Below are 21,185 nucleotides of genomic sequence, written 5' to 3'. Positions count from 1 at the left end.
CCGTTAGCGCTCCACTGTTTCCATGACGAACGCTTCAATAATGTCGGATTCCTTAACATCATTATAACCATCAAGGGTAATACCACATTCGTAACCTTGGGCAACTTCTTTTGCGTCGTCCTTGAAGCGTTTCAGTGAGTCAATTTTACCTTCAAAAATCACGATACCGTCACGGATCAGACGTGCTTCTGCTGTACGGGTAATTTTACCAGACGTTACCATACAACCAGCAATCGTACCGACTTTAGTAACTTTGAACACGTTACGAACTTCAGCGTGACCGATCACATTTTCCTTATATTCAGGGTCCAGCATGCCTTTCATAGCCTGCTCGATCTCTTCAATAACATTATAAATAACGCGATGCAGACGAATGTCCACTTTTTCAGCTTCCGCTGTAGATTTCGCCTGATTATCAGGGCGAACGTTAAAGCCAATGACAATGGCATTGGATGCCGCAGCCAAAATAATATCGGATTCGGTGATTGCACCTGCACCACTGTGAAGAATTTTAACGCGTACACCTTCAACTTCAATCTTGTTCAAGGAGCCTTTCAACGCTTCGACAGAACCTTGTACGTCACCTTTAATAATGACGTTCAGATCCTTCATCTCGCCATCCTTGATGTGTTGGAACAGGTCATCCAGCGTTACGCGGGTATTGCTGCCCAGATCAGATTGACGTTGTGTAATCGCACGTTTGTCAGCGATAGCACGAGCTTTGCGCTCATCCTCAAACACCATGAACGGATCGCCAGCAAGTGGAACTTCTGTCAAACCAGTAATTTCAACTGGAGTGGAAGGACCTGCTTCCTTAAGACGACGGCCTTTATCGTTGACCATAGCACGTACACGTCCGAAGCAGTTACCTGCTACGAAAGCATCGCCGACTTTCAGTGTACCGTTTTGGACGAGAATACGGGCTACAGAACCGCGACCTTTATCCAGCTCAGCCTCAATAATGGTACCACGTGCCCGTTTATCTGGATTCGCTTTGTACTCGTTCACTTCAGCTACGAGCAGAATCATTTCAAGCAGATCTTCCAGACCCATTCTTTGTTTAGCGGAAACGTTGACGAAAATTGTATCGCCGCCCCACTCTTCAGGTACCAATTCATATTCTGTGAGTTCTTGCTTTACTTTGTCCGGGTTGGCATCCGGTTTGTCGATCTTGTTTACAGCTACGATGATTGGTAGACCCGCTGCTTTAGCATGGCTAATAGCTTCAACGGTTTGTGGCATAACACCGTCATCAGCTGCAACCACAATAATCGTCATATCTGTTACTTGCGCACCACGTGCACGCATAGCGGTAAAGGCTTCGTGACCCGGTGTATCCAAGAAAGTGATTTTTTTGCCGTTAATTTCAACTTGGTAGGCACCAATATGCTGTGTAATACCACCAGCTTCGCCACCGGTTACATTTGTTGAACGAATGGCATCCAGCAAAGTTGTTTTACCATGATCGACGTGCCCCATAATCGTTACAACGGGTGGACGTGTTCTCAGATCTGCTGGATCGTCATTTTCTTCCACAGTTTCAAAACGATCTTCTTCGACTGGGATTTTCACTTCTACCTCAACGCCGAAATCACCAGCAAGCAAGAGAATAGTGTCCATATCTAGTTCTTGGTTGATGGTCGCCATGGTTCCGAGCATAATCAGCTTTTTGATGACTTCGGAAGCATCCTTATGAAGAAGCTTGGCTGTTTCACCTACAGTCATCTCACCACGCACAATAATTTTCTTAGGCGTGTTGTCGATTTTCTCGCGGCGCTCCTGTTGTTGACCTTTACCACGGTTGTTGAATTTACCACCACGATTGCTGCCCCCGCGGTTGTTGCCTCCACGGCCACCGTTACCACCGCGTCCTCCGCCTTGACGATTATCGTCAAAACGTCCTTGGCCGGAACGGTTACCGCTGTTGTTGGAATTGCCACCTGTACGGTTGCCACCACTGCGGTTCGAATTGTTGCTTCCTGCAGAAGAGGAAGTTCTTACTGCCGAACCACCCTGGCTGCTTCCCTGAGGACGTGAACCTGTGTTATTGCTACCAGTACGCTGTTGTCCTCCCTGCTGTTGACCGTTGCTACGGTTCTGAGCGCCTTGCTGGCCGCCTGGTCTACTAGAACTTTGTTGACTGCGGTTTTGACCGCCCTGCTGACTGCTTTGCGCTTTTGGAGCGCTACTTCGGTTACTGTTTTGGTTGTTGTTTGTCCTATTCATACTTACCTGCTTTTCCTGTTGATTTTTGGTTTGCTCCGTTGACTGATTACTATTCTGGCTTGAACCGGTCTGATTCGAGCTTACTTGCGCCGTGCCTGCTTCGCCTTGCTTGACCGCAGCATTGGATTTAATATTTTTAAAAAAATTTTCCACTTTACCTACGGCATCATGTTCCATGACGCTCATATGGTTGTTTACGGGAATATCCAGCCGTTTAAGAATGGTGATAATTTCTTTGCTGCTCATGTTTAACGATTTGGCGTATTCGTATACCCGCACTTTGTCTTTGCTTTCTTGTTTACTCAATATACTCCACCTCCGACATTATCCCCGCATGTTTCATGATCAATTTCGCGAATCCTTGATCCGTCACAGCCAGCACGACCCGTTCAGGTTTGCCGATGCTGCTTCCCAAGCTTTCCCGGTCAAATCCTATCAATAAGGGGATTTTGTACGTTCCGCATTTGTCGCGGAATTTCTTTTGAGTATTCATTGAAGCATCTTTAGCAAGAATGACCAGCTTGGCTTCTGAAGACCTGATCGCTTTATAAACGATCTCATCACCTGTTAGCAGCTTGCCGGCTCTCATGGCAAGCCCCAATCCAGACAGCGCCTTATTCATCCTGCACGCTGCCTTGTGCCGCCAGGAATTCTTCCTCGACGGCAGCAAAATCACGACTCAGCTGCTCATAAATATCAGGATGGACCGAGTGCTTCAATGCTCGATCCAGTGCCTTGCTCTTTTGAGCCAGCTTGAAGCAGGCGGCTTTGCCGCACAAGTAAGCGCCGCGTCCCGACTTTTTGCCAGTCAAGTCAATCAACACTTCGTCCTCAGGGGTTTTGACGACACGGATTAACTGCTTCTTTGGCATCATTTCATGACAGGCGACACATTTACGCAAAGGTATCTTTCTCTGTTTCATGCATTAACCCCCCTACACTCCGCTTAATCTACAGAAACGGAATCCTGATGCATTTCATCGGTGGATGTTCTCGGTCTGCCGAACTCTTCCTCCGCCTGTGTTTCACTCTTAATATCAATTTTCCACCCAGTCAGCTTGGCAGCAAGGCGAGCATTTTGCCCTTTGATACCAATCGCCAGCGAAAGCTGATAATCAGGCACTATGACACGCGCCATTTTTTCTTCTTCAAATACCTGTACTTCAAGCACCTTGGACGGACTCAAAGCATTAGCCACGTATTCATCAACATTATCAGAATAGCGTACAATGTCGATTTTTTCGCCACGCAGCTCGTTTACAATGGTCTGTACGCGCGTTCCTCTTGGTCCCACACAAGAACCTACCGGATCAACCTCGGCGTTACGAGAATGAACTGCGATTTTAGAACGGAAGCCTGCTTCACGCGCTACGGAACGAATCTCTACAACACCGTCAAAAATTTCAGGCACTTCGAGTTCGAACAAACGCTTAAGCAGACCCGGATGTGATCGGGACAGCATAATTTGCGGTCCTTTAGTTGTGTTCTCCACCTTGGTAATATAAGCCTTAATCCGATCCAGATGGTTAAACTTCTCATTAGGCATCAGCTCACTCAACGGGAGAACCGCTTCCACCTTGCCAAGATCAATATAAATATTACGTGGGTCTTGACGCTGTACAGTTCCTGTTACAATGTCCTCTTCCTTGTCCACAAACTTGTTGTAGATCAGTCCCCGTTCCGCTTCGCGAATACGTTGGGTCACGACCTGCTTCGCTGTTTGTGCAGCAATCCGTCCAAAATCACGTGGTGTGACTTCAATTTCAGCGATATCCTCCAACTGAAAATGCGGGTTAATCTCACGGGCAGCCGGCAACGAAATCTCGGTGCGAGGATCCAATACCTCCTCAACAATCAGCTTGCGGGCATATACCTTAATGACTCCCGAGTTGCGGTTCATATCAACACGCACGTTTTGTGCAGTATTGAAATTCCGTTTGTAGCTGGAAATCAGGGCTGCTTCAATGGCCTCAAACAGCACGTCCTTACTGATCCCCTTTTCTCTTTCCAACTCGTTCATTGCTTCAATAAAATCCATACTCATGGATTCCTGCTCCCCCTTTCAAATGATGGCACCTGCGTGCTGGTCGGCACACGAGGCAAAAATACATGTAGTACATATCAAACAGCAACAATCAAATCTGAATTAAAATATGATCGCGAGCCTCGCACCAGCTACCTTGTCATAAGGAATGGTATGCTTCTTTTGTCCGCTTTGGACGGTGAGTTCCCCATCTTCAAAAGAAAGCAAACGGCCTTCGAATTCCTTCAGACCGTTAATCGGCTCGTATGTAGTAACGAATACGTTTTTGCCTACCGCTTTAGTAACATCCTCCGCTTTTTTCAGCGGTCTCTCGGCGCCTGGTGAAGACACCTCCAGAAAATACGCTGTAGAAACAGGGTCATTTTCATCCAGCTTTTGACCCAAATATTCACTGATCATACTACAGTCGTCCAGATCAATTCCTCCGTCTTTATCTACAAAAACGCGAAGAAACCAATTGCTGCCCTCTTTGACATACTCGACATCGACCAGTTCAAAACCATGCTCATCGAGGTAAGGTTGGGCCATTTCTTCTACTACTGATTTGATCTTTGGTGTGCTCAAAGATTATAACCTCCAAAAGTGAACTTTCCTGTGGTGAAAAAGAGATACCCTATTGCCTTGGGCAATGCTTCTCCATCACCGGCATTTCCATTTGATGTAATGTTCATTTTGGGCTCACTGCAAATAAACCGGCGTACCAGCTTCCTGCCCAAAAATACCCTTTTATTCACGTTGTAACTGTATATCAAACAGTAAAGAGTGGGTTTCCCCACTCTTTTTAGCAACGGTTTTATCTCCATGATTACCAAAAAAATTATAACATAACCGTAGTTATGTGACAAGTGCCAGAGCTTGACTACTGTGGTTCTGCTTAAAAGAGAGACAGCTGATTACTCTCTGGCAGACCTCGAAAGCAACCCATTTGGGACAGCATTTCGACAATGGTTTTACTAGCCTTCGATTTCTGTTGAAAATCCTCAACAGACAAAAATTCACCCTGCTCACGGGCAGCTGCGATGTTACGTGCCGCATTCTCTCCAATACCCTGCAGGGCTCCGAATGGAGGAATGAGCGAGTCCCCGTCCACTTTGAAACGAGTCGCTTCGGAACGGTACAAGTCAATGGATTTAAAACTAAACCCGCGAGCCGTCATTTCCAGAGCCATCTCCAGGATCGGAAGCATTCCCTTTTCTTTAGGTGGGGCCTGAAAACCAAGCTGCTCAATTTCGACAATTTTCCGTGCGATCGCATCATACCCCTGACAGCACAGATCAATATCAAAATCGGCTGCACGTACGGAGAAGTAAGTTGCATAGTACTCAATCGGATGATATAGCTTAAAGTACGCCGTACGCACCGCTGAAATAACATAGGCTGCGGCATGCGCCTTCGGGAACATGTATTGGATTTTCAGACAAGAATCAATGTACCACTGCGGTACCTTGCATTTTTTCATTTCTTCAATCCATTCGGCACTAAGCCCTTTACCTTTACGCACGCTCTCCGTAATTTTAAAGGCCAGACCTGCATCCATCCCTGCCTTATAAATCAAAAACAGCATGATATCATCCCGACAACCAATTACGGTCTTGATGTTGCATGTATTATTTTTAATCAACTCTTGTGCGTTCCCCAGCCATACCCCCGTACCGTGAGACAAACCGGAAATTTGCAGTAAATCGGCAAAAGAACTCGGCTGCGATTCTACCAGCATCTGGCGTACAAATTTTGTCCCCATCTCTGGTACACCATAGGTGGCGACAGGCGTGCGGATTTGCTGTGGTGTTACACCGAGCGCCTCCGTCGAGTTGAACATGCTCATCACCTTGGGATCATTCATCGGAATGGTCGTAGGATCGACCCCGGTCAAATCCTGGAGCATTCTCATCATGGTCGGATCATCATGGCCCAGAATATCGAGCTTGAGTAAGTTCGCATCAAAGGCGTGATAATCAAAATGCGTCGTTTTCCATTCCGAGCTCGTATCATCAGCCGGGTACTGCACCGGTGTAATGTCCTCGACCTCAATATAATCGGGAACAACCACGATCCCGCCCGGATGCTGTCCGGTGCTGCGTTTTACACCCGTGCAACCAGAAGCCAGCCTGTTCAGCTCAGCTCCGCGCCATTTTTTATGATGTGCTTCTTCATATTTTTTGGCAAAACCAAACGCCGTTTTTTCAGCAACTGTACCAATAGTTCCTGCACGGAAAACACTTTTTTCACCAAACAGTACTTTCGTATAGTTATGGGCAACAGGTTGATATTCACCAGAGAAGTTCAAGTCAATATCGGGAACTTTATCTCCCTTAAAACCGAGGAACGTTTCAAAAGGTATATCCTGTCCCTCTCCCTTAAGCTTGCCACCGCAATTCGGGCAGTTTTTATCTGGTAAGTCAAAACCACTCGGCACACTACCGTCCAGAAACCATTCGCTGTGTCTGCATTCAGGATTACGGCAAATATAATGAGCAGGCAGCGGATTTACCTCAGAAATACCGAGAAACGTAGCTACTACAGAAGAACCAACAGATCCCCGTGAACCTACCAAGTATCCATCCTGGTTAGACTTTTTAACCAGACGTTCAGAAATGAGATAGTTAGCCGAGAATCCATATTTAATAATTGGTTCCAATTCCTTTTCAAGACGCGCTACAACGACCTCAGGCAAGGGTTCGCCATAAATGGATTGAGCCGTCTCATAGCATGTATTACGAATTTCCTCGTCTGCTCCATCCAGCAATGGTGTAAAAAGCTTATCCGGAAACAGTTCCAATTCTTCAAAACGGTCCGCCAGCTCGCTGGTGTTTGTCACAACGACTTCATATGCTTTTTCCTCACCCAAAAACTCGAACTCTGCCAGCATTTCATCCGTTGTCCGCAAATGGGCATCTGGCTTTCGAATATCCTTTAGTGGGCTAAATCCAGTAATGCCGTGAATGGTAATATCGCGGTATAGCTTATCACGAGTTTCCAAATAGTGGACATTGCCAGTAGCAATTACAGGCTTATCAAGTCGCTTTCCTATTTCACATACTTTGCGTATAGCCGTTTTTATCGCATCAGGCCCACTTACTAATTGCTTTTCCACCAAATGCATATACATCGTCAAAGGTTGAATTTCTAGCACATCATAAAACTGTGCAATCTCCTCGGCTTCTTCCTCGGACTTGTTCAATACAGCCTCAAAGAATTCACCTTTTTCACAACCAGAAATAATAAGCAATCCGTCTCTCATCGTGGACAATTTCGATTTAGGAATACATGGTACACGCTTGAAATATTCGGTATGAGACATAGAAACCAGTTTATACAGATTTTTTTTACCAACCGGATTAAGAGCATAAATGCAGCAATGGAAAGGACGAACCGTCGATAAGTCTTTTCCAACATAATCATTTAAACGGTCGAGCATTTTAAAACCCTTAATTTGTTCAGCATCATGGAGTAGTCCGTTCAGCACTTCTGCCAATGCAACTGTATCATCAATAGCGCGGTGATGGCTTTCCAATGCGACTTTATATTTAGCGGTCAGTGTATTCAGACGATGATTTTTTAAAGTAGGAAACAGCAAACGAGCCAGTTCCAGCGTATCCAGCACCGGATTGGTCATTTCAGGCAAACCCATCTTTCGAAGAGTGGCCTGGATAAAGCCGACATCAAACCGCGCATTATGGGCAACCAATACAGCATCGCCAGCAAAAGCTACGAACTCCTTCATAACAGGTTCGACATCTGGCGCATCCTTGACCATTTCATCGTTGATGTTGGTCAGTTGCTGTATGTTGTATGGTATACGTTCATGTGGATTGACAAAGGTTGCATAACGATCAATTTCCTTGCCCTCATGCATTTTCACAGCGGCAATCTCAATAATTTTATTCTGTGTAACCGACAAACCGGTGGTTTCAATATCAAAAACGACATAAGTCGCTGTTTTCAGATTTAAAGGCTGTGCCTGCATTACAACCTCAACTGCATCATTAACCACATTGGCCTCAATGCCGTAGATCATTTTAATACCGTTTTTCTTTGCAGCTTTAGCAGCATCAGGATAGCATTGCACCCCACCATGATCGGTGACCGCAATCGCTTTGTGTCCCCATTTGGCGGCTGTTTTGACATATTGATCAATCGAGGCCACTGCATCCATTGCACTCATCTTTGTGTGCAGGTGGAACTCAACCCGTTTTTCCTCTGCATTATCCTTGCGTCCAGGTGGAGCTTGTACTTCAACTAGATCGGAAGGAATCATTACCAGCTCGGGAATTTGCATAAAACGATCGTATTCAACTCGCCCCCGCACTTTAACCCATTTACCGTTAGCCAACAGGCTGAGAATTTTTAGATCTTCTTTCGTTTTAGCAAACATTTTCATTTGCAGTGAATCACTAAAGTCTGTCAAATAATACGTAAATAACGTACTGCCATTGCGCAATTCTTTACTGTCCAAACCGAAGATTGTTCCTTGTAGGGTGACTTTCTTCTCTTCATCTTGAATCTCTTGCATTGGGATAGCTGGTTCTTTGATGTCATAGCCAAATTGAAGCCGTACATCTCCTTCTTCTTCTTCCAAAGGCGGCATTTCAGCTTCCATACTTTCCATCATCTGCTGGATAACTTCGCGTTCTTCCTGCATCTTCTTTTCCTGGAATTCCTGTAGTGCCTCTTGGTTACTTTCACCCACCTGGACCTTAATACGCATAGAGAGCCCAAAATATTTATCATAAAATTTAATAATAGCTTGATCTATCTGCTTTTTACGTGCCAGCTCCAATGACATACTATCGCTCATGGTTAGTAGTAATAAACCGTCTTCCCATTCATGCACGGCCCGGTTCATCCAACCGTTAACAGATGGAATTTCACGATGCACCCACTCTAAAAAAAGCTTCCAGTATTCACCGATAATATCACCAGGTTGAACCTGCTCACCGTACTGAAAGCGGAATGTAATTTTAGCGATATGACTCATTTTTTCCTGTACTTGAATACAGAACGTACGATACACCTGAGCGGGGACCAGCGTCTCCTTGGCAATGGTGATCTTCCAATCTTTATTAGCACGGCTTATCTCAACCTGATCGATCCAACCGTCCAAAAAATAAGGATCAACCACTCCCGCCGGCATTACAACCTGCTTCATTAGCAGCTCTAGCCGCTTTCTCTTTTCTTCAGCTCCGCCCATGGCTCTCCCCCCAATTTCCAATTACCATTCTGAAAACATGAAAAGCTTCTGCGTCTAAAACATCTCCGACCGCAAAAGCTTTTCGTAGCCTTCTTCAATCTCATCACAACAACATAGATAGCCCTGAACATTATCCCGGAACAGCTATCCTGTTGGCGAAGAGAATGAAGTGAGTATAGGGTATTGCCCTTCTTTATTAGTACGCCCGTGCGAACACTACTGTATGCTTGGCTGGTTTGCCACAGCACAAACATGTGGTTTTTTGCTCGGTTGTTTTAAACGGTATGTTACGGCTTGTAGCGCCTGTCACTTCTTTAACTTTGTCTTCACATTCTTCAGATCCGCACCATCCAGCCAAAGTAAAGCCACGTTTTTCTTCCATGAGAGTCTTCATTTCATCCAACGTGTCGACGGAATAGAAGTTTTCTTCCATGAAATTCTTTGCACGGTTATACATCTCCTGCTGTACCTGTGCGAGCATCGCGTGTACTTCTTCAACCAGTTGATCCTGTTGTACAATTTTTTTCTCACCGCTGATACGGGATACGAGCACACAGACACCGTTTTCCATATCACGAGGTCCAATTTCCAGACGAACCGGAACACCGCGCATTTCGTATTCATTAAATTTCCAGCCTGGACTTACATCGCTGCGGTCGTCCATTTTAACACGGACACCTGCTTGTTTCAACTCAGCGAATAATTCATCTGCACGCGCGATAACTGCATCGCGTTTCTTAGGTGGTCCAATAGGGACCATAATCACCTGTGTAGGTGCCACTTTAGGAGGCAGTGCGAGACCACGGTCATCTCCATGGACCATAATCAATGCACCGATCAAACGTGTACTTGTTCCCCAAGATGTCGTATGCGCGAATTCCAGGTTGTTTTCACGACTCAAATATTTAATGTCAAATGCTACGGCAAAGTTAGTTCCCATATAGTGGGATGTTCCAGCTTGTACCGCACGTCCATCTCTCATCATCGCTTCCAGTGAAAATGTATCCTTCGCACCTGCGAACTTTTCAGAAGGTGTTTTCTGTCCAGTAATAACCGGAATAGCTAGAATTTCCTCGATGACCTCACGATAAACTTCCAGCATTTTCATCGTTTCTTCCCGTGCTTCTTCTTCTGTTTCATGGGCTGTGTGACCCTCTTGCCACAAAAACTCACTTGTACGCAAGAAAGGCAGCGTCCGTTTTTCCCAACGTACCACGTTAGCCCATTGGTTAATAAGCACAGGCAGATCACGATAGGATTGAATCCATTTCGAGTACATATGACCGATCATGGTTTCTGATGTTGGACGGATTGCAAGGCGTTCTTCCAGCTTTTCTCCACCAGCCTCAGTCACCCATGGCAGTTCAGGATTAAATCCCTCCACATGCTCTTTTTCTTTTTGGAAAAAGCTCTCTGGGATAAACATCGGAAAATACGCATTGCGGTGACCTGTTTCTCTGAAACGAACATCCATAGCTTCCTTAATATGTTCCCAAATCTCAAAACCATCGGGACGGAATACAATACATCCGCGAACCGGCGAGTAATCCATCAGTTCTGCTTTTTTAATAACATCAATATACCATCGGGAAAAATCTTCGCTTTGTGGCGTGATTTCCTCGACAAACTGTTTATCGTTCGACATAGAAATGCATGTCCTCCCATACAGACCATTTTTATAATGTCCGTCTCTAATTAACCATTAATTAAGCGTAAAATATCATTATACGTGACCGCAATCATAAGCAGGAATAGCATAGCAAAACCAACGAAATGAACCATTCCTTCCCTGCTCGGATCAACAGGACGTCCTCTTACCGCCTCAACACCAAGGAAAACAAGTCTACTTCCATCCAACGCCGGAATAGGCAACAGATTGAATATCCCCAGATAAAGACTCATGATCGCAGTCCAATATGTCAACTGTTCAATACCTTGCTTAGCAATTTGTCCCGTCACTTCAAAAGTACGTACAGGGCCTCCTAGGTCATTGATAGAAAAACGTTGAATAAGCTGGCTAAACCCTTGGAAAATAAGGTCTGTCGTTCTCACCATGGATTGTCCGGCAAATTTGAACGTTTCCCCAACACCTGCTTGACGTTTTGGAAGCTCAGGCACAATGCCCACCTTACCACCCTTTTGTCCTTCCATTGCACGCGGAGTGATAGTAAGATCAAAGGTCTTATCACCACGGCGAACTGTCCACTTCATCGGCTTGTCTTGAGAATCCGCAATCAGTTTGATCATGTTTTCAACATTCGCACCAATTGCAATTCCGTTCACCGATTCAATAATATCTCCCTTATGCAAATCAGCTTCCGCAGCAGGCATACCTGCTGTAATTTCACTAATTTGGACATACGTCGGGTTGTCCACCTGTATGCCGACCATCTGAATATGCAGACCAAACAAAATAAAGGCAAGAATAAAATTCATTAGTGGTCCAGCAAATATAGCCATCGCACGCTGTCCTACTGTTTTGCTCCCATACTGTCTATCCTTCGGTGCAATTTGGATGGATTGTCCTTTGGTTACCATCATGGCTTGTGGGTGTACAGTATATTGCTGATCTTCGCCATCCACATCCAATTTTATAGTTAGCGCTTGTTCCAGATCAATATCCAGCACTTCACCACGCACTACATTCTTGCGGTTATCCAGTTGGTCCAGATAAATGGTCTTAACGATGCCATCTGTTACGCGTACAGCAATCGTTTGTCCGGTTTCAATTTCGTTGACCTCCGGATCCTCTCCCGCCATGCGGGCAAAACCACCAAACGGCAGCAGTCGCAGCGTAAATCGTGTCTCGTTTCTTTTATAAGAGAACAGTTTCGGACCGAAACCGATCGCAAACTCCCGTACCAGAATCCCGGCGCGTTTGGCGAAATAATAATGCCCCCATTCATGCACCGTCACTATGACGAAAAACATGAGCACCGTCATCAACACTATTTGAATCGTTTCCAATCGTTTCCGTTCCCCTTTCAATGAGATCGAGTTTGTCTTCCTAGATTATCATTATTCTCCGAACTCGCACAAGAGAATCACAATTCCTTTCTTAACCCAACATTAGCCTACAATTTCGCAGCTATGATACGAGCCTCGCGGTCACAGATTTCAATCGTAGACAAATCAGGATCCGTTATATTGACATGTTGTTCGAGCACCTGTTCAATAATAGCTTCAATATGCAGAAAAGAAATTTCTCCACGCAAGAAACGGGCAACAGCAATCTCATTAGCAGCATTAAATGCGGTTGGTGCTGTACCACCCATTTTACCACATTCGAAGGCAAGCCTTAAACATGGAAAACGATTAAAATCCATTTCCTTAAAATGGAGTTTTCCCACTTCAGCCAGTGACAGAGGTTTCGCCGGAGACTTCATCCGCTCAGGGTAAGTTAAAGCATATTGAATGGGTACTCTCATGTCCGGGTTCCCAAGTTGGGCAACAATACTTGTATCCTGAAACTCGACGTAGGAGTGAATAATGCTTTCCGGATGAAGCAGCACATGAATCTGCTCATAGCCAAGTCCAAACAGCCAATGTGCCTCAATGACTTCCAGCCCTTTGTTCACCATCGTTGCTGAATCAATTGTAATTTTGGCCCCCATTGACCAATTAGGATGCTTAAGTGCATCTTCCACGGTGACTTCACGCAGCTGTTCTCTTGTCAAATCTCGAAAAGAACCGCCTGATGCTGTGAGGGTAATATGTGCCACATCTTTCATATGCTCACCATTCAAGCATTGGAAAATAGCTGAATGCTCACTGTCAATCGGCAGCAACGGCACTCCTTTCGCCCGAGCCCGCGCTGTGACCAGATGACCGGCCGTAACCAGTGTTTCCTTATTGGCCAAACCGATCTGTTTTCCAGCCTCAATCGCGGCCAGCGTGGAGTGCAATCCGACACTGCCCATTACAGCCGTCACAACCATATCTGCCTCTGTGTTTGCAGCCAGCTCAACGAGCCCTTCATTTCCATAGTGTAGTTCGATTCCAGAAGGCAGTAAAGGACGAATTTCATCCGCTAACTGCCGAGTACCGACAGACACCTTTTTGGGATGATAGAGATGTGCTTGCTCAGCAAGTAACTTGATATTGGAGCCGCCCGCTAAAGCCTCAACAGTGAACTGATCTGGGTGCATAGACACCACATCCAGCGTTTGAGTTCCAATAGATCCGGTTGAACCAAGTACCGTAATTCTTTTCATGATGCACCTTCCTATCCTGAAAATCACGCTTATCAGGAGCTCATTGTTAGTTATCCAGACAACTATGCAACTGGTTCCATCCTGCTAATAACGCAGGGTGAACATCATAGAGGTTGATCCTGAGCATAAGTTATAATCACCAGGCTCATGGAAGCAGCATCAGCATATGTACAAATGGAAAAACGACAATCCAGCTGTCGCAGCGGTCTAGTATACCACCGTGTCCTGGCAGTAGATTACCAGAATCTTTAATGCCGTACACTCGTTTGTATGCAGATTGTACCAAATCACCCAGTTGTCCCACAACAGCGCATGACAAGCCGATGCCCAAGGCTTTACCCCATGGCAGCAGACCACCTGATAATCCAGCGAATACCAGAGCTATAACCAGCGCTAAAATAACTCCGCCAACGGACCCTTCAACCGTTTTGTTTGGACTAATTGCAGGCCATAGCTTCGTTTTCCCTGCCAATTTGCCTACAAAATAAGCTCCTGCATCACTTGCCCAAATACAAGCCAATAGCAAAAAAGTCCATAACAGGCCATGTTCCATATGACGTGATTCCGCAATATACGAAAATCCAAAACCTATATATACAGTACCCAGAAATAAAATAGCTACCGTTTGAATCGGGATTTTATTTTTCGTTCCTACCGTAATCATCATAAACACGATCATTACCAGCCATAGCAAACTGGCAAGGGATAATGGTGAGTGCAACCCCAGAAGTTGATACGGGAATACAAATGCTAATATGCTTACATAGCCAAGCAATGCTGTACCTCCAAAAGGAGATACCTGCGCCATTCGTGCGAACTCATAAAATCCGATTAGGGCCATCACCAATATAAGCAAATGGTAGGCCAAGCCGCCCCACAGGACCATTGCCAAAAAGAATATGCCTGCCAGAATACCGGTAATTAATCTCTGTCTCAACGGCTTTCATCCTCCATTTACTTCAGTCCGCCATACCGCCGTGATCTTTTCTGATATTCAATCACTGCTTCGTATAAGTGCTCTTTCTTAAACTCGGGCCAATAAATATCAGTAAACCACAACTCACTATATGCAAGCTGCCAAAGCATAAAATTACTGAGTCTAAGTTCCCCGCTCGTTCGAATTAACAAATCAGGATCCGGCATACCCGCAGAGAGCAATGTGTTGCCAATTAGATCAGATGTTATATCTTCCGGCTTAAGCTCCCCAGCCTCAATTTGGCGGCCCAATGCTTGCATGCATTCTGTGATTTCCAGCCGACTGCCATAATTTAATGCAAAATTAAGTACAAGTCCAGTATTATTTTCAGTACGTCGAGTCGCTTCAGTCAACGCTTCAACGGTATGGGAAGGTAAATGTTCCTTGTTTCCCATCATACGTACTTGCACATTTTTTTCGATTAACTCATCCAACTCAATTGCCAAAAATTCTTGAGGTAGTTTCATTAGAAAATCAACTTCGTCCTTGGGACGCGTCCAATTCTCAGTTGAAAAAGCAAACATTGTTAAATATTTAATACCCAGTTCATCCGCTGCAATTGCTGTGCGCTTCACTGCTTTCATTCCATTTTGATGCCCTACAATCCGCGGCATTCCAATCCGTTTGGCCCATCTGCCGTTCCCATCCATGATGACAGCAACATGCTGCGGAATATTGTCCTTTGAAATGGCCGGTGTTTGCTGTTTTTGTTCCCCGTTCCACCAAGACCGAACCCGTTTGATCATTCCAGTTCCTCCAGCATTCTCTGAAAATGTGCCTCAGGCTTGAAAAGAGACAAACCCCACCGTAAGGGAGGGGCTGCCAATCTTTTTAAACTTCCATGATTTCTTTTTCTTTTGCAGCTAAAACTTTATCCACTTCAGCGATAAACTTATCCGTCGTCTTCTGGATATCTTCCTGATGCTTACGAGATTCGTCCTCGGAAATATCACTTTTTTCCATTTTTTTGATATCATCATTTGCATCACGACGAATGTTACGGATAGCGATTTTTGCTTCTTCACCGCTTTTTTTCGTCAGCTTTACCAAGTCAGTTCTACGCTCTTCCGTTAAAGCAGGGATACTCAGACGAATGGTGTTGCCGTCATTTGAGGGTGTCAAACCTAAATCGGATTTTTGGATAGCGCGTTCGATATCAGCCAAAGAAGATTTGTCCCAAGGCTGAATCATCAAAGTCCGACTATCAGGTGTGTTGATATTCGCCAGCTGATTAACTGGAGTCATTGCGCCGTAATATTCAACCTGTACACGGTCCAGTAATGCTGGTGTTGCCCGTCCTGCACGCAAAGATGCCAGATCACGTTGCAATGCCTGGATTGCTTTTTGCATGCGCTCTTCAGCGCTCTTTTTCACAGATTGTGGCATTAATTTACACTCCCTTTGACGATCGTACCAATTTTTTCACCCAGTACGACACGTTTAATGTTACCTTGCTCTGTAATAGCAAAGACAATCAACGGAATATTGTTATCCATGCACAGCGAGGAAGCTGTAGAATCCATGACACCGAGATTTTTGTTAAGCACATCCAAATACGTAAGCTGCTCATATTTTTCAGCTGTGCTATCTTTAAACGGATCGGCGGAGTATACACCATCCACTTTATTTTTAGCCATCAGAATGACTTCAGCTTCGATCTCAGCGGCACGCAAAGCAGCTGTAGTATCAGTCGAGAAGAACGGATTACCCGTGCCTGCGGCAAAAATAACGACACGACCTTTTTCCAGATGACGGATAGCTCTACGACGAATATATGGTTCTGCAATCTGTTGCATCGCGATGGATGTTTGTACACGCGTAGGCACCTCAATTTGTTCCAAAGCATCCTGTAAAGCCAGTGAGTTCATCACGGTCGCAAGCATACCCATGTAGTCTGCCGTTGCCCGGTCGATCCCATTGGCACTTCCAGCAATACCACGCCAGATATTACCGCCTCCGCACACAATAGCAACTTCTACTCCCAGTTCCACTACGTCTTTGACTTGCTGGGCAATCGACGCAATTGTATCCGCATCAATACCATAACCGTTAGGACCTGACAGCGATTCTCCACTAACTTTCAGAACAACACGCTTAAACACAGGTTTTTCCAAATGATCACCCTCCAATTTCATATATTTTTTATGTAACAGGATAGGTGTCCTGTTGCAAGAAAAGGAACACTGATGTGTTCCATTTCTGTTTTTTCATATGCAATTACCGATAGCTGGTAATTATTGTTTCACTTGAGACATAACTTCTTCGTAGAAGTTGTCTTCTTTTTTCTCCAGGCCTTCACCCAGTTCGAAACGAACAAAGCGACGTACGGAGATATTTTCACCAATCGTACTGATTTTCTCGTTGATCAGTGTGGAGATTGTTTTGTCTGGATCTTTAATGAAAGATTGCTCCAGCAAGCAGAATTCTTCGTAGAATTTACCGATGCGGCCTTCAACCATTTTTTCAACGATTTTTTCTGGTTTGCCTTCGTTCAGAGCTTGTGCTTTCAGGATTTCTTTTTCTTTTTCGATCTCTTCCTGTGGCACTTCTTCACGACGAACATAACGAGGGTTCGATGCAGCGATATGCATTGCAATGTCACGAACAAAATCTTTGAACTGGTCAGTTTTTGCCACGAAGTCTGTTTCGCAGTTTACTTCTACCAGTACGCCGATACGGCCGCCAGCATGGATGTAAGATTCAACAACGCCTTCAGTAGCGATACGGCCTGCTTTGTTGGCTGCAGCTGCAAGTCCTTTTTCACGCAGAACTTCAACCGCTTTTGTCAAATCACCATTTGCTTCTTCAAGCGCTTTTTTGCAATCCAGCATTCCTGCGCCTGTTTTTTCACGAAGCTCTTTTACTGCGCTAGCATTAACTGCCATATTATTTCCCTCCAAATTTAATTTTCAGTGGTATATACGAGATTTATTCCTTAAAAAAAGGGTAGTGAGAGGTTTTCCACCTACCAACCACCCTTTTCATTTAATTCGTATAGGTATTTCCAATCGGAAATATTATGCTGTAGTTTCTTCGCCTTGGTTAGCTTCCATAACTGCATCAGCCATTTTACCTGTCAGCAATTTAACAGCGCGGATCGCGTCATCATTACCTGGGATAACATAGTCGATTTCGTCTGGATCACAGTTTGTATCAACGATACCCACGATTGGGATACCCAATTTGCGAGCTTCAGCAACCGCGATACGTTCTTTGCGTGGATCAATGATGAACAGAGCACTTGGAAGGCCCTTCATGTTTTTGATACCGCCCAAGAATTTTTCAAGACGATCTTTTTCTTTGCGAAGAATGATAACTTCTTTTTTAGGAAGAACAGCAAATGTACCATCTTCTTCCCAAGCTTCCAATTGTTTTAAACGATCAATACGTTTTTGAATAGTTTGGAAGTTAGTCAGTGTACCACCCAACCAACGTTGGTTGATGTAGAATTGACCAGCGCGTGCTGCTTCTTCTTTAACGGAATCTTGTGCTTGTTTCTTCGTGCCTACGAACAGAATTGTACCATTCTCAGCTGCAATGCTTTTTACGAAGTTGTAAGCTTCCTCAACCTTTTTCACTGTCTTTTGCAAGTCAATGATGTAAATACCGTTTCTTTCAGTGAAGATATAACGATCCATTTTCGGGTTCCAGCGACGTGTTTGGTGACCAAAGTGAACCCCAGCTTCCAAAAGCTGTTTCATGGAGATTACTGCCATCTTCACGCACCTCCTAAGTTTGGTTTTTTGTGTGTCCTCCGCCGATATCATTTTTTATAAAGACTCTCTAATTGAAAGCACCCTTTATAAAATTAACCGACGTGCGTTTTTAACACCGTCAATTAATATACCATAACACTTGCAGCGTTGCAACCAGCTTTTCGACAATAGTTGAAACCGTATAAAAAGGCCCCATACACTTTCATCTGCCTGACTCTGGACATGCGGAATTTGGGAGTCACACGAAATTGTTGCTCACAATCGGTCTTAATGAGGGAAGACCGGATGGCATCAAAGACTTGCTGAGTCATAAGCTGTAGCTTATCGCGCTCCACATCACCTCCGACTCGTTCAATATGTCGCTTCCTTGTACAAATGCGCAGGCAACGCCTGCACGAACGGCGTCCAATTCCCCGTCGTGTAAAGATGAAGTCGGTGCATGGCTCGCGTACATGCTGTATAAAGAAGCTTGCGTTCGTTGACCCGGCTGTAAGCTTCGGACGATGCATCGTAGACCAAAACTGCATCGAACTCGACACCTTTGGCAAGATACACCGGAATAACCATTACTCCTTTTTCAAATTCTAACGTCTCCTTCGTTATGAGCTGCAGAGCTTCACCTCCATGAATCCGTAACGATTCATAGGCCTCACGACTTTCGACTGCGGTCTTCGTAATGACAGCAATGGAATCGAAGCCCTCGGCTTTGAGTGCTGCAATGTCTGCCAGGATCTGCACATTACGTTTCTCCCTACCGCCCAGTCTCGTGAGAAGTGGTTTTAGGCCTCCCCTTTCAAACGGTGCAATTTCTTCTCCGCCTGGGAGCATCAATCTCGTAAATTCAACGATTTCCTTCGTTGAACGATAACTTCGTACCAAGCGGAAAAGGGTTGTTTCAGCTTCGCCGAAAAGGCGAACAAGCGGCGAATCGGATGCATCCAGACTGGTGGCCTGCATAAAGATTGCTTGCCCAAAATCGCCGAGCACCGTCATCCGGGCACGAGGGAACAGCTTTTTTAGATATTCATATTGAAACGGCGAATAATCCTGTCCCTCATCAACGAAAACATACCGTATTTCCGTGTTCGTACGCACACCTTCGATCAGTTCTTTTACGTACAAATACGGAGTCGCATCCTCATAGAATAACTCGTTCCGGTGCAGCATTTCCTTGGTTTGCCTGCATATTTCAGGCCATAGTGAAGGGATGCCGACCCCATCTGTTCTCTCCAAATATGTGGCTTCGTCAACAAACAATTGGCTATATATGCCTTTGATATCTACAAACAAAAGTTTTTTCACGATTTTCCTTAGTGGTTTAAAGCTTTCTTTCACGATCCTACGACGGAGCAATTCTTCCTCCCTCTGGGCGAAGTCAAAGTCGCCTTCATCTTCCCGACGCTTGCTGTTCATTTTCTCACGAATTGCAGCGTATTGTTCCGCAACGTCAAATACTTCCCTCTCTTTATGCAGCATTCTGAAGACTTCGGCGTACTGCTCGGCGTCGAGATAATTCAACTCTTCCTCTACCCAAAGCGCATCACGTTCCATGTGTTCCAGCGAGGTCAGTTCATTCAACAGCCATTCTTGCAAGAGGACAACGCGATTGTACAATGGCAACGAACGGTCATAATCGTAAAACTTCTCATTCGCTCAGCGGTAATTAAATCACGGTTCCGAAACCGAATATCGTTGAATTGCATCCCTTCCTGTCCCAACCATATTCCATAGTTCTGCAGAGCTTTCAGGAAAGCAGCGGAAGCTTTATACTTGATCCCCTGAAGGCGGGCCTCATATCCCGGTGTTCCTTGTACGGTTAATACATATTCAAACTGATCAAAGGGGTCCTCTGACTGTAAAGAGGAACCTAACCAATAGTCGAGATATTCTTGAAAAGTCGTCTGCTGCATGTTCTCTTCACCGAGCTCCGGAAGCACGGTGGAGATATAGCTGGAAAACATCGGATTCGGTGAGAAAAGAACGACCTGATCGGCCTTGATCGTCTGGCGGTGTTTGTATAGCAAATACGCCACCCGCTGCAATGCTACGGAAGTCTTACCGCTGCCAGCCGCCCCCTGCACGATAAGCATCCGGCTTTTGTCATTGCGGATAATGGCGTTTTGTTCCTTCTGGATCGTGGCCACGATACTCTTCATTTGCGAGTCCGCACCTTTGCCAAGCACTTGCTGCAGGACTTTGTCTCCGATCGTTTCGCTGGCGTCAAACATGTTGCGGATTTGCCCGTTTTGAATTTGGAACTGTCGTTTGAGCTCCATCGTCCCTTCGATTCGTCCGACCGGCGCAACATAAGACGCCAGGCCTGGGGTGCAATCGTAGTACAGGCTCGCGATTGGCGTACGCCAGTCATAGATCAGAAAGCTCAATCCATCTTCGTCGATGAAGGAAGATACACCGATATAGATCTGCTCGCTGAAACCCAGACCATCCTCTTGAAAGTCGAGACGCCCAAAATAAGGAGACGGGAGTAGACGATTCATACTTTTCCATTGCTGTGTCAACAGCTTATGACCACGCTCCCGTTCGGCCAATACCGCAGACTGCTGGTTTATCGTGTAGAAGGTTTCTTCGAAATCTTCGTATGTGCTTGTGTTAACCGTAACTTCTTCCCAGAATCGCTTACGGATGTCCGTAGCTTGCTCCCACAGTCCGGCAACCTTCGGCTCCAGTTCGGCGATTCTCTCCTGCAGCTTGTGCCTGACTCGTTCCAACCGCTCCTGTTCTTGTCGCCAATCTTTCGCTTCCACGCTTTTTGAACACACTCCTTTTTCCGTTTTTTTAGGGGGTAAAAAAGAGCATT

General features: G+C 45.3%; 15 protein-coding genes and 1 pseudogene. All 16 read right to left on the bottom strand.

Features of this window, described 5'->3' with window-relative positions; all coding sequences use genetic code 11:
* Positions 1–3: 3 nt before the first annotated feature.
* Entirely contained in the window at positions 4–2,532 is a 2,529-nt protein-coding gene (gene infB, locus FKV70_RS12085; protein ID WP_142612974.1) for a translation initiation factor IF-2, read from the bottom strand.
* The gene (locus tag FKV70_RS12080) at positions 2,525–2,848 is read right to left on the bottom strand and encodes a L7Ae/L30e/S12e/Gadd45 family ribosomal protein (protein ID WP_007430068.1); all 324 of its coding nucleotides are present in this window, start codon (positions 2,846–2,848) and stop codon (positions 2,525–2,527) included. Before FKV70_RS12080 ends, infB begins: the two co-directional genes overlap by 8 nt.
* A complete protein-coding gene (gene rnpM / locus FKV70_RS12075) occupies positions 2,841–3,149 on the bottom strand; it encodes an RNase P modulator RnpM (protein WP_007430067.1) in 309 nt (102 codons plus the stop codon). Before rnpM ends, FKV70_RS12080 begins: the two co-directional genes overlap by 8 nt.
* Positions 3,150–3,172: 23 nt before the next feature.
* Positions 3,173–4,270, bottom strand: a complete 1,098-nt coding sequence (gene nusA / locus FKV70_RS12070) for a transcription termination factor NusA (protein WP_063208885.1) — start codon at positions 4,268–4,270, stop codon at positions 3,173–3,175.
* Between the two features lie 102 nt (positions 4,271–4,372).
* On the bottom strand, positions 4,373–4,834 hold the full coding sequence (rimP, locus tag FKV70_RS12065; protein WP_013370719.1) for a ribosome maturation factor RimP: 462 nt from the start codon (positions 4,832–4,834) through the stop codon (positions 4,373–4,375).
* Positions 4,835–5,144: 310 nt separating this feature from the next.
* Positions 5,145–9,461: a PolC-type DNA polymerase III gene (locus FKV70_RS12060; protein WP_142612973.1), complete on the bottom strand. Its 4,317-nt coding sequence runs from the start codon at positions 9,459–9,461 to the stop codon at positions 5,145–5,147.
* Positions 9,462–9,657: 196 nt separating this feature from the next.
* On the bottom strand, positions 9,658–11,106 hold the full coding sequence (gene proS / locus FKV70_RS12055) for a proline--tRNA ligase (protein ID WP_142612972.1): 1,449 nt from the start codon (positions 11,104–11,106) through the stop codon (positions 9,658–9,660).
* A 50-nt stretch (positions 11,107–11,156) separates the two neighbouring features.
* A complete protein-coding gene (gene rseP, locus FKV70_RS12050) occupies positions 11,157–12,428 on the bottom strand; it encodes an RIP metalloprotease RseP (RefSeq protein ID WP_063208891.1) in 1,272 nt (423 codons plus the stop codon).
* A gap of 107 nt (positions 12,429–12,535) precedes the next feature.
* The gene (locus FKV70_RS12045; RefSeq protein WP_063208893.1) at positions 12,536–13,675 is read right to left on the bottom strand and encodes a 1-deoxy-D-xylulose-5-phosphate reductoisomerase; all 1,140 of its coding nucleotides are present in this window, start codon (positions 13,673–13,675) and stop codon (positions 12,536–12,538) included.
* Between the two features lie 145 nt (positions 13,676–13,820).
* Positions 13,821–14,612 carry a phosphatidate cytidylyltransferase gene (locus FKV70_RS12040; protein WP_142612971.1) on the bottom strand — a complete coding sequence of 264 codons (792 nt, stop codon included), beginning with the start codon at positions 14,610–14,612 and terminating at the stop codon, positions 13,821–13,823.
* A 17-nt stretch (positions 14,613–14,629) separates the two neighbouring features.
* Entirely contained in the window at positions 14,630–15,397 is a 768-nt protein-coding gene (locus tag FKV70_RS12035; RefSeq protein WP_063208901.1) for an isoprenyl transferase, read from the bottom strand.
* An 85-nt stretch (positions 15,398–15,482) separates the two neighbouring features.
* Positions 15,483–16,037: a ribosome recycling factor gene (gene frr / locus FKV70_RS12030; protein ID WP_014599669.1), complete on the bottom strand. Its 555-nt coding sequence runs from the start codon at positions 16,035–16,037 to the stop codon at positions 15,483–15,485.
* Complete coding sequence (gene pyrH, locus FKV70_RS12025) at positions 16,037–16,765, bottom strand: UMP kinase (protein WP_063208903.1); 729 nt, start codon at positions 16,763–16,765, stop codon at positions 16,037–16,039. Before pyrH ends, frr begins: the two co-directional genes overlap by 1 nt.
* 120 nt (positions 16,766–16,885) lie before the next feature.
* A complete protein-coding gene (tsf, locus tag FKV70_RS12020; protein ID WP_013370709.1) occupies positions 16,886–17,536 on the bottom strand; it encodes a translation elongation factor Ts in 651 nt (216 codons plus the stop codon).
* A 132-nt stretch (positions 17,537–17,668) separates the two neighbouring features.
* On the bottom strand, positions 17,669–18,367 hold the full coding sequence (rpsB, locus tag FKV70_RS12015; RefSeq protein WP_013309916.1) for a 30S ribosomal protein S2: 699 nt from the start codon (positions 18,365–18,367) through the stop codon (positions 17,669–17,671).
* 351 nt (positions 18,368–18,718) lie between these two features.
* Positions 18,719–21,132 (bottom strand): annotated as a pseudogene (helD, locus tag FKV70_RS12010) (RNA polymerase recycling motor HelD).
* Positions 21,133–21,185 lie beyond the last annotated feature (53 nt).

The organism is Paenibacillus ottowii (assembly GCF_006874425.1).
In the GTDB taxonomy this organism is placed as follows: Bacteria; Bacillota; Bacilli; order Paenibacillales; family Paenibacillaceae; genus Paenibacillus; species Paenibacillus ottowii.
Note: the sequence above shows the minus strand (reverse complement) of the source record. Positions and strands in the feature narration are given on the sequence as shown.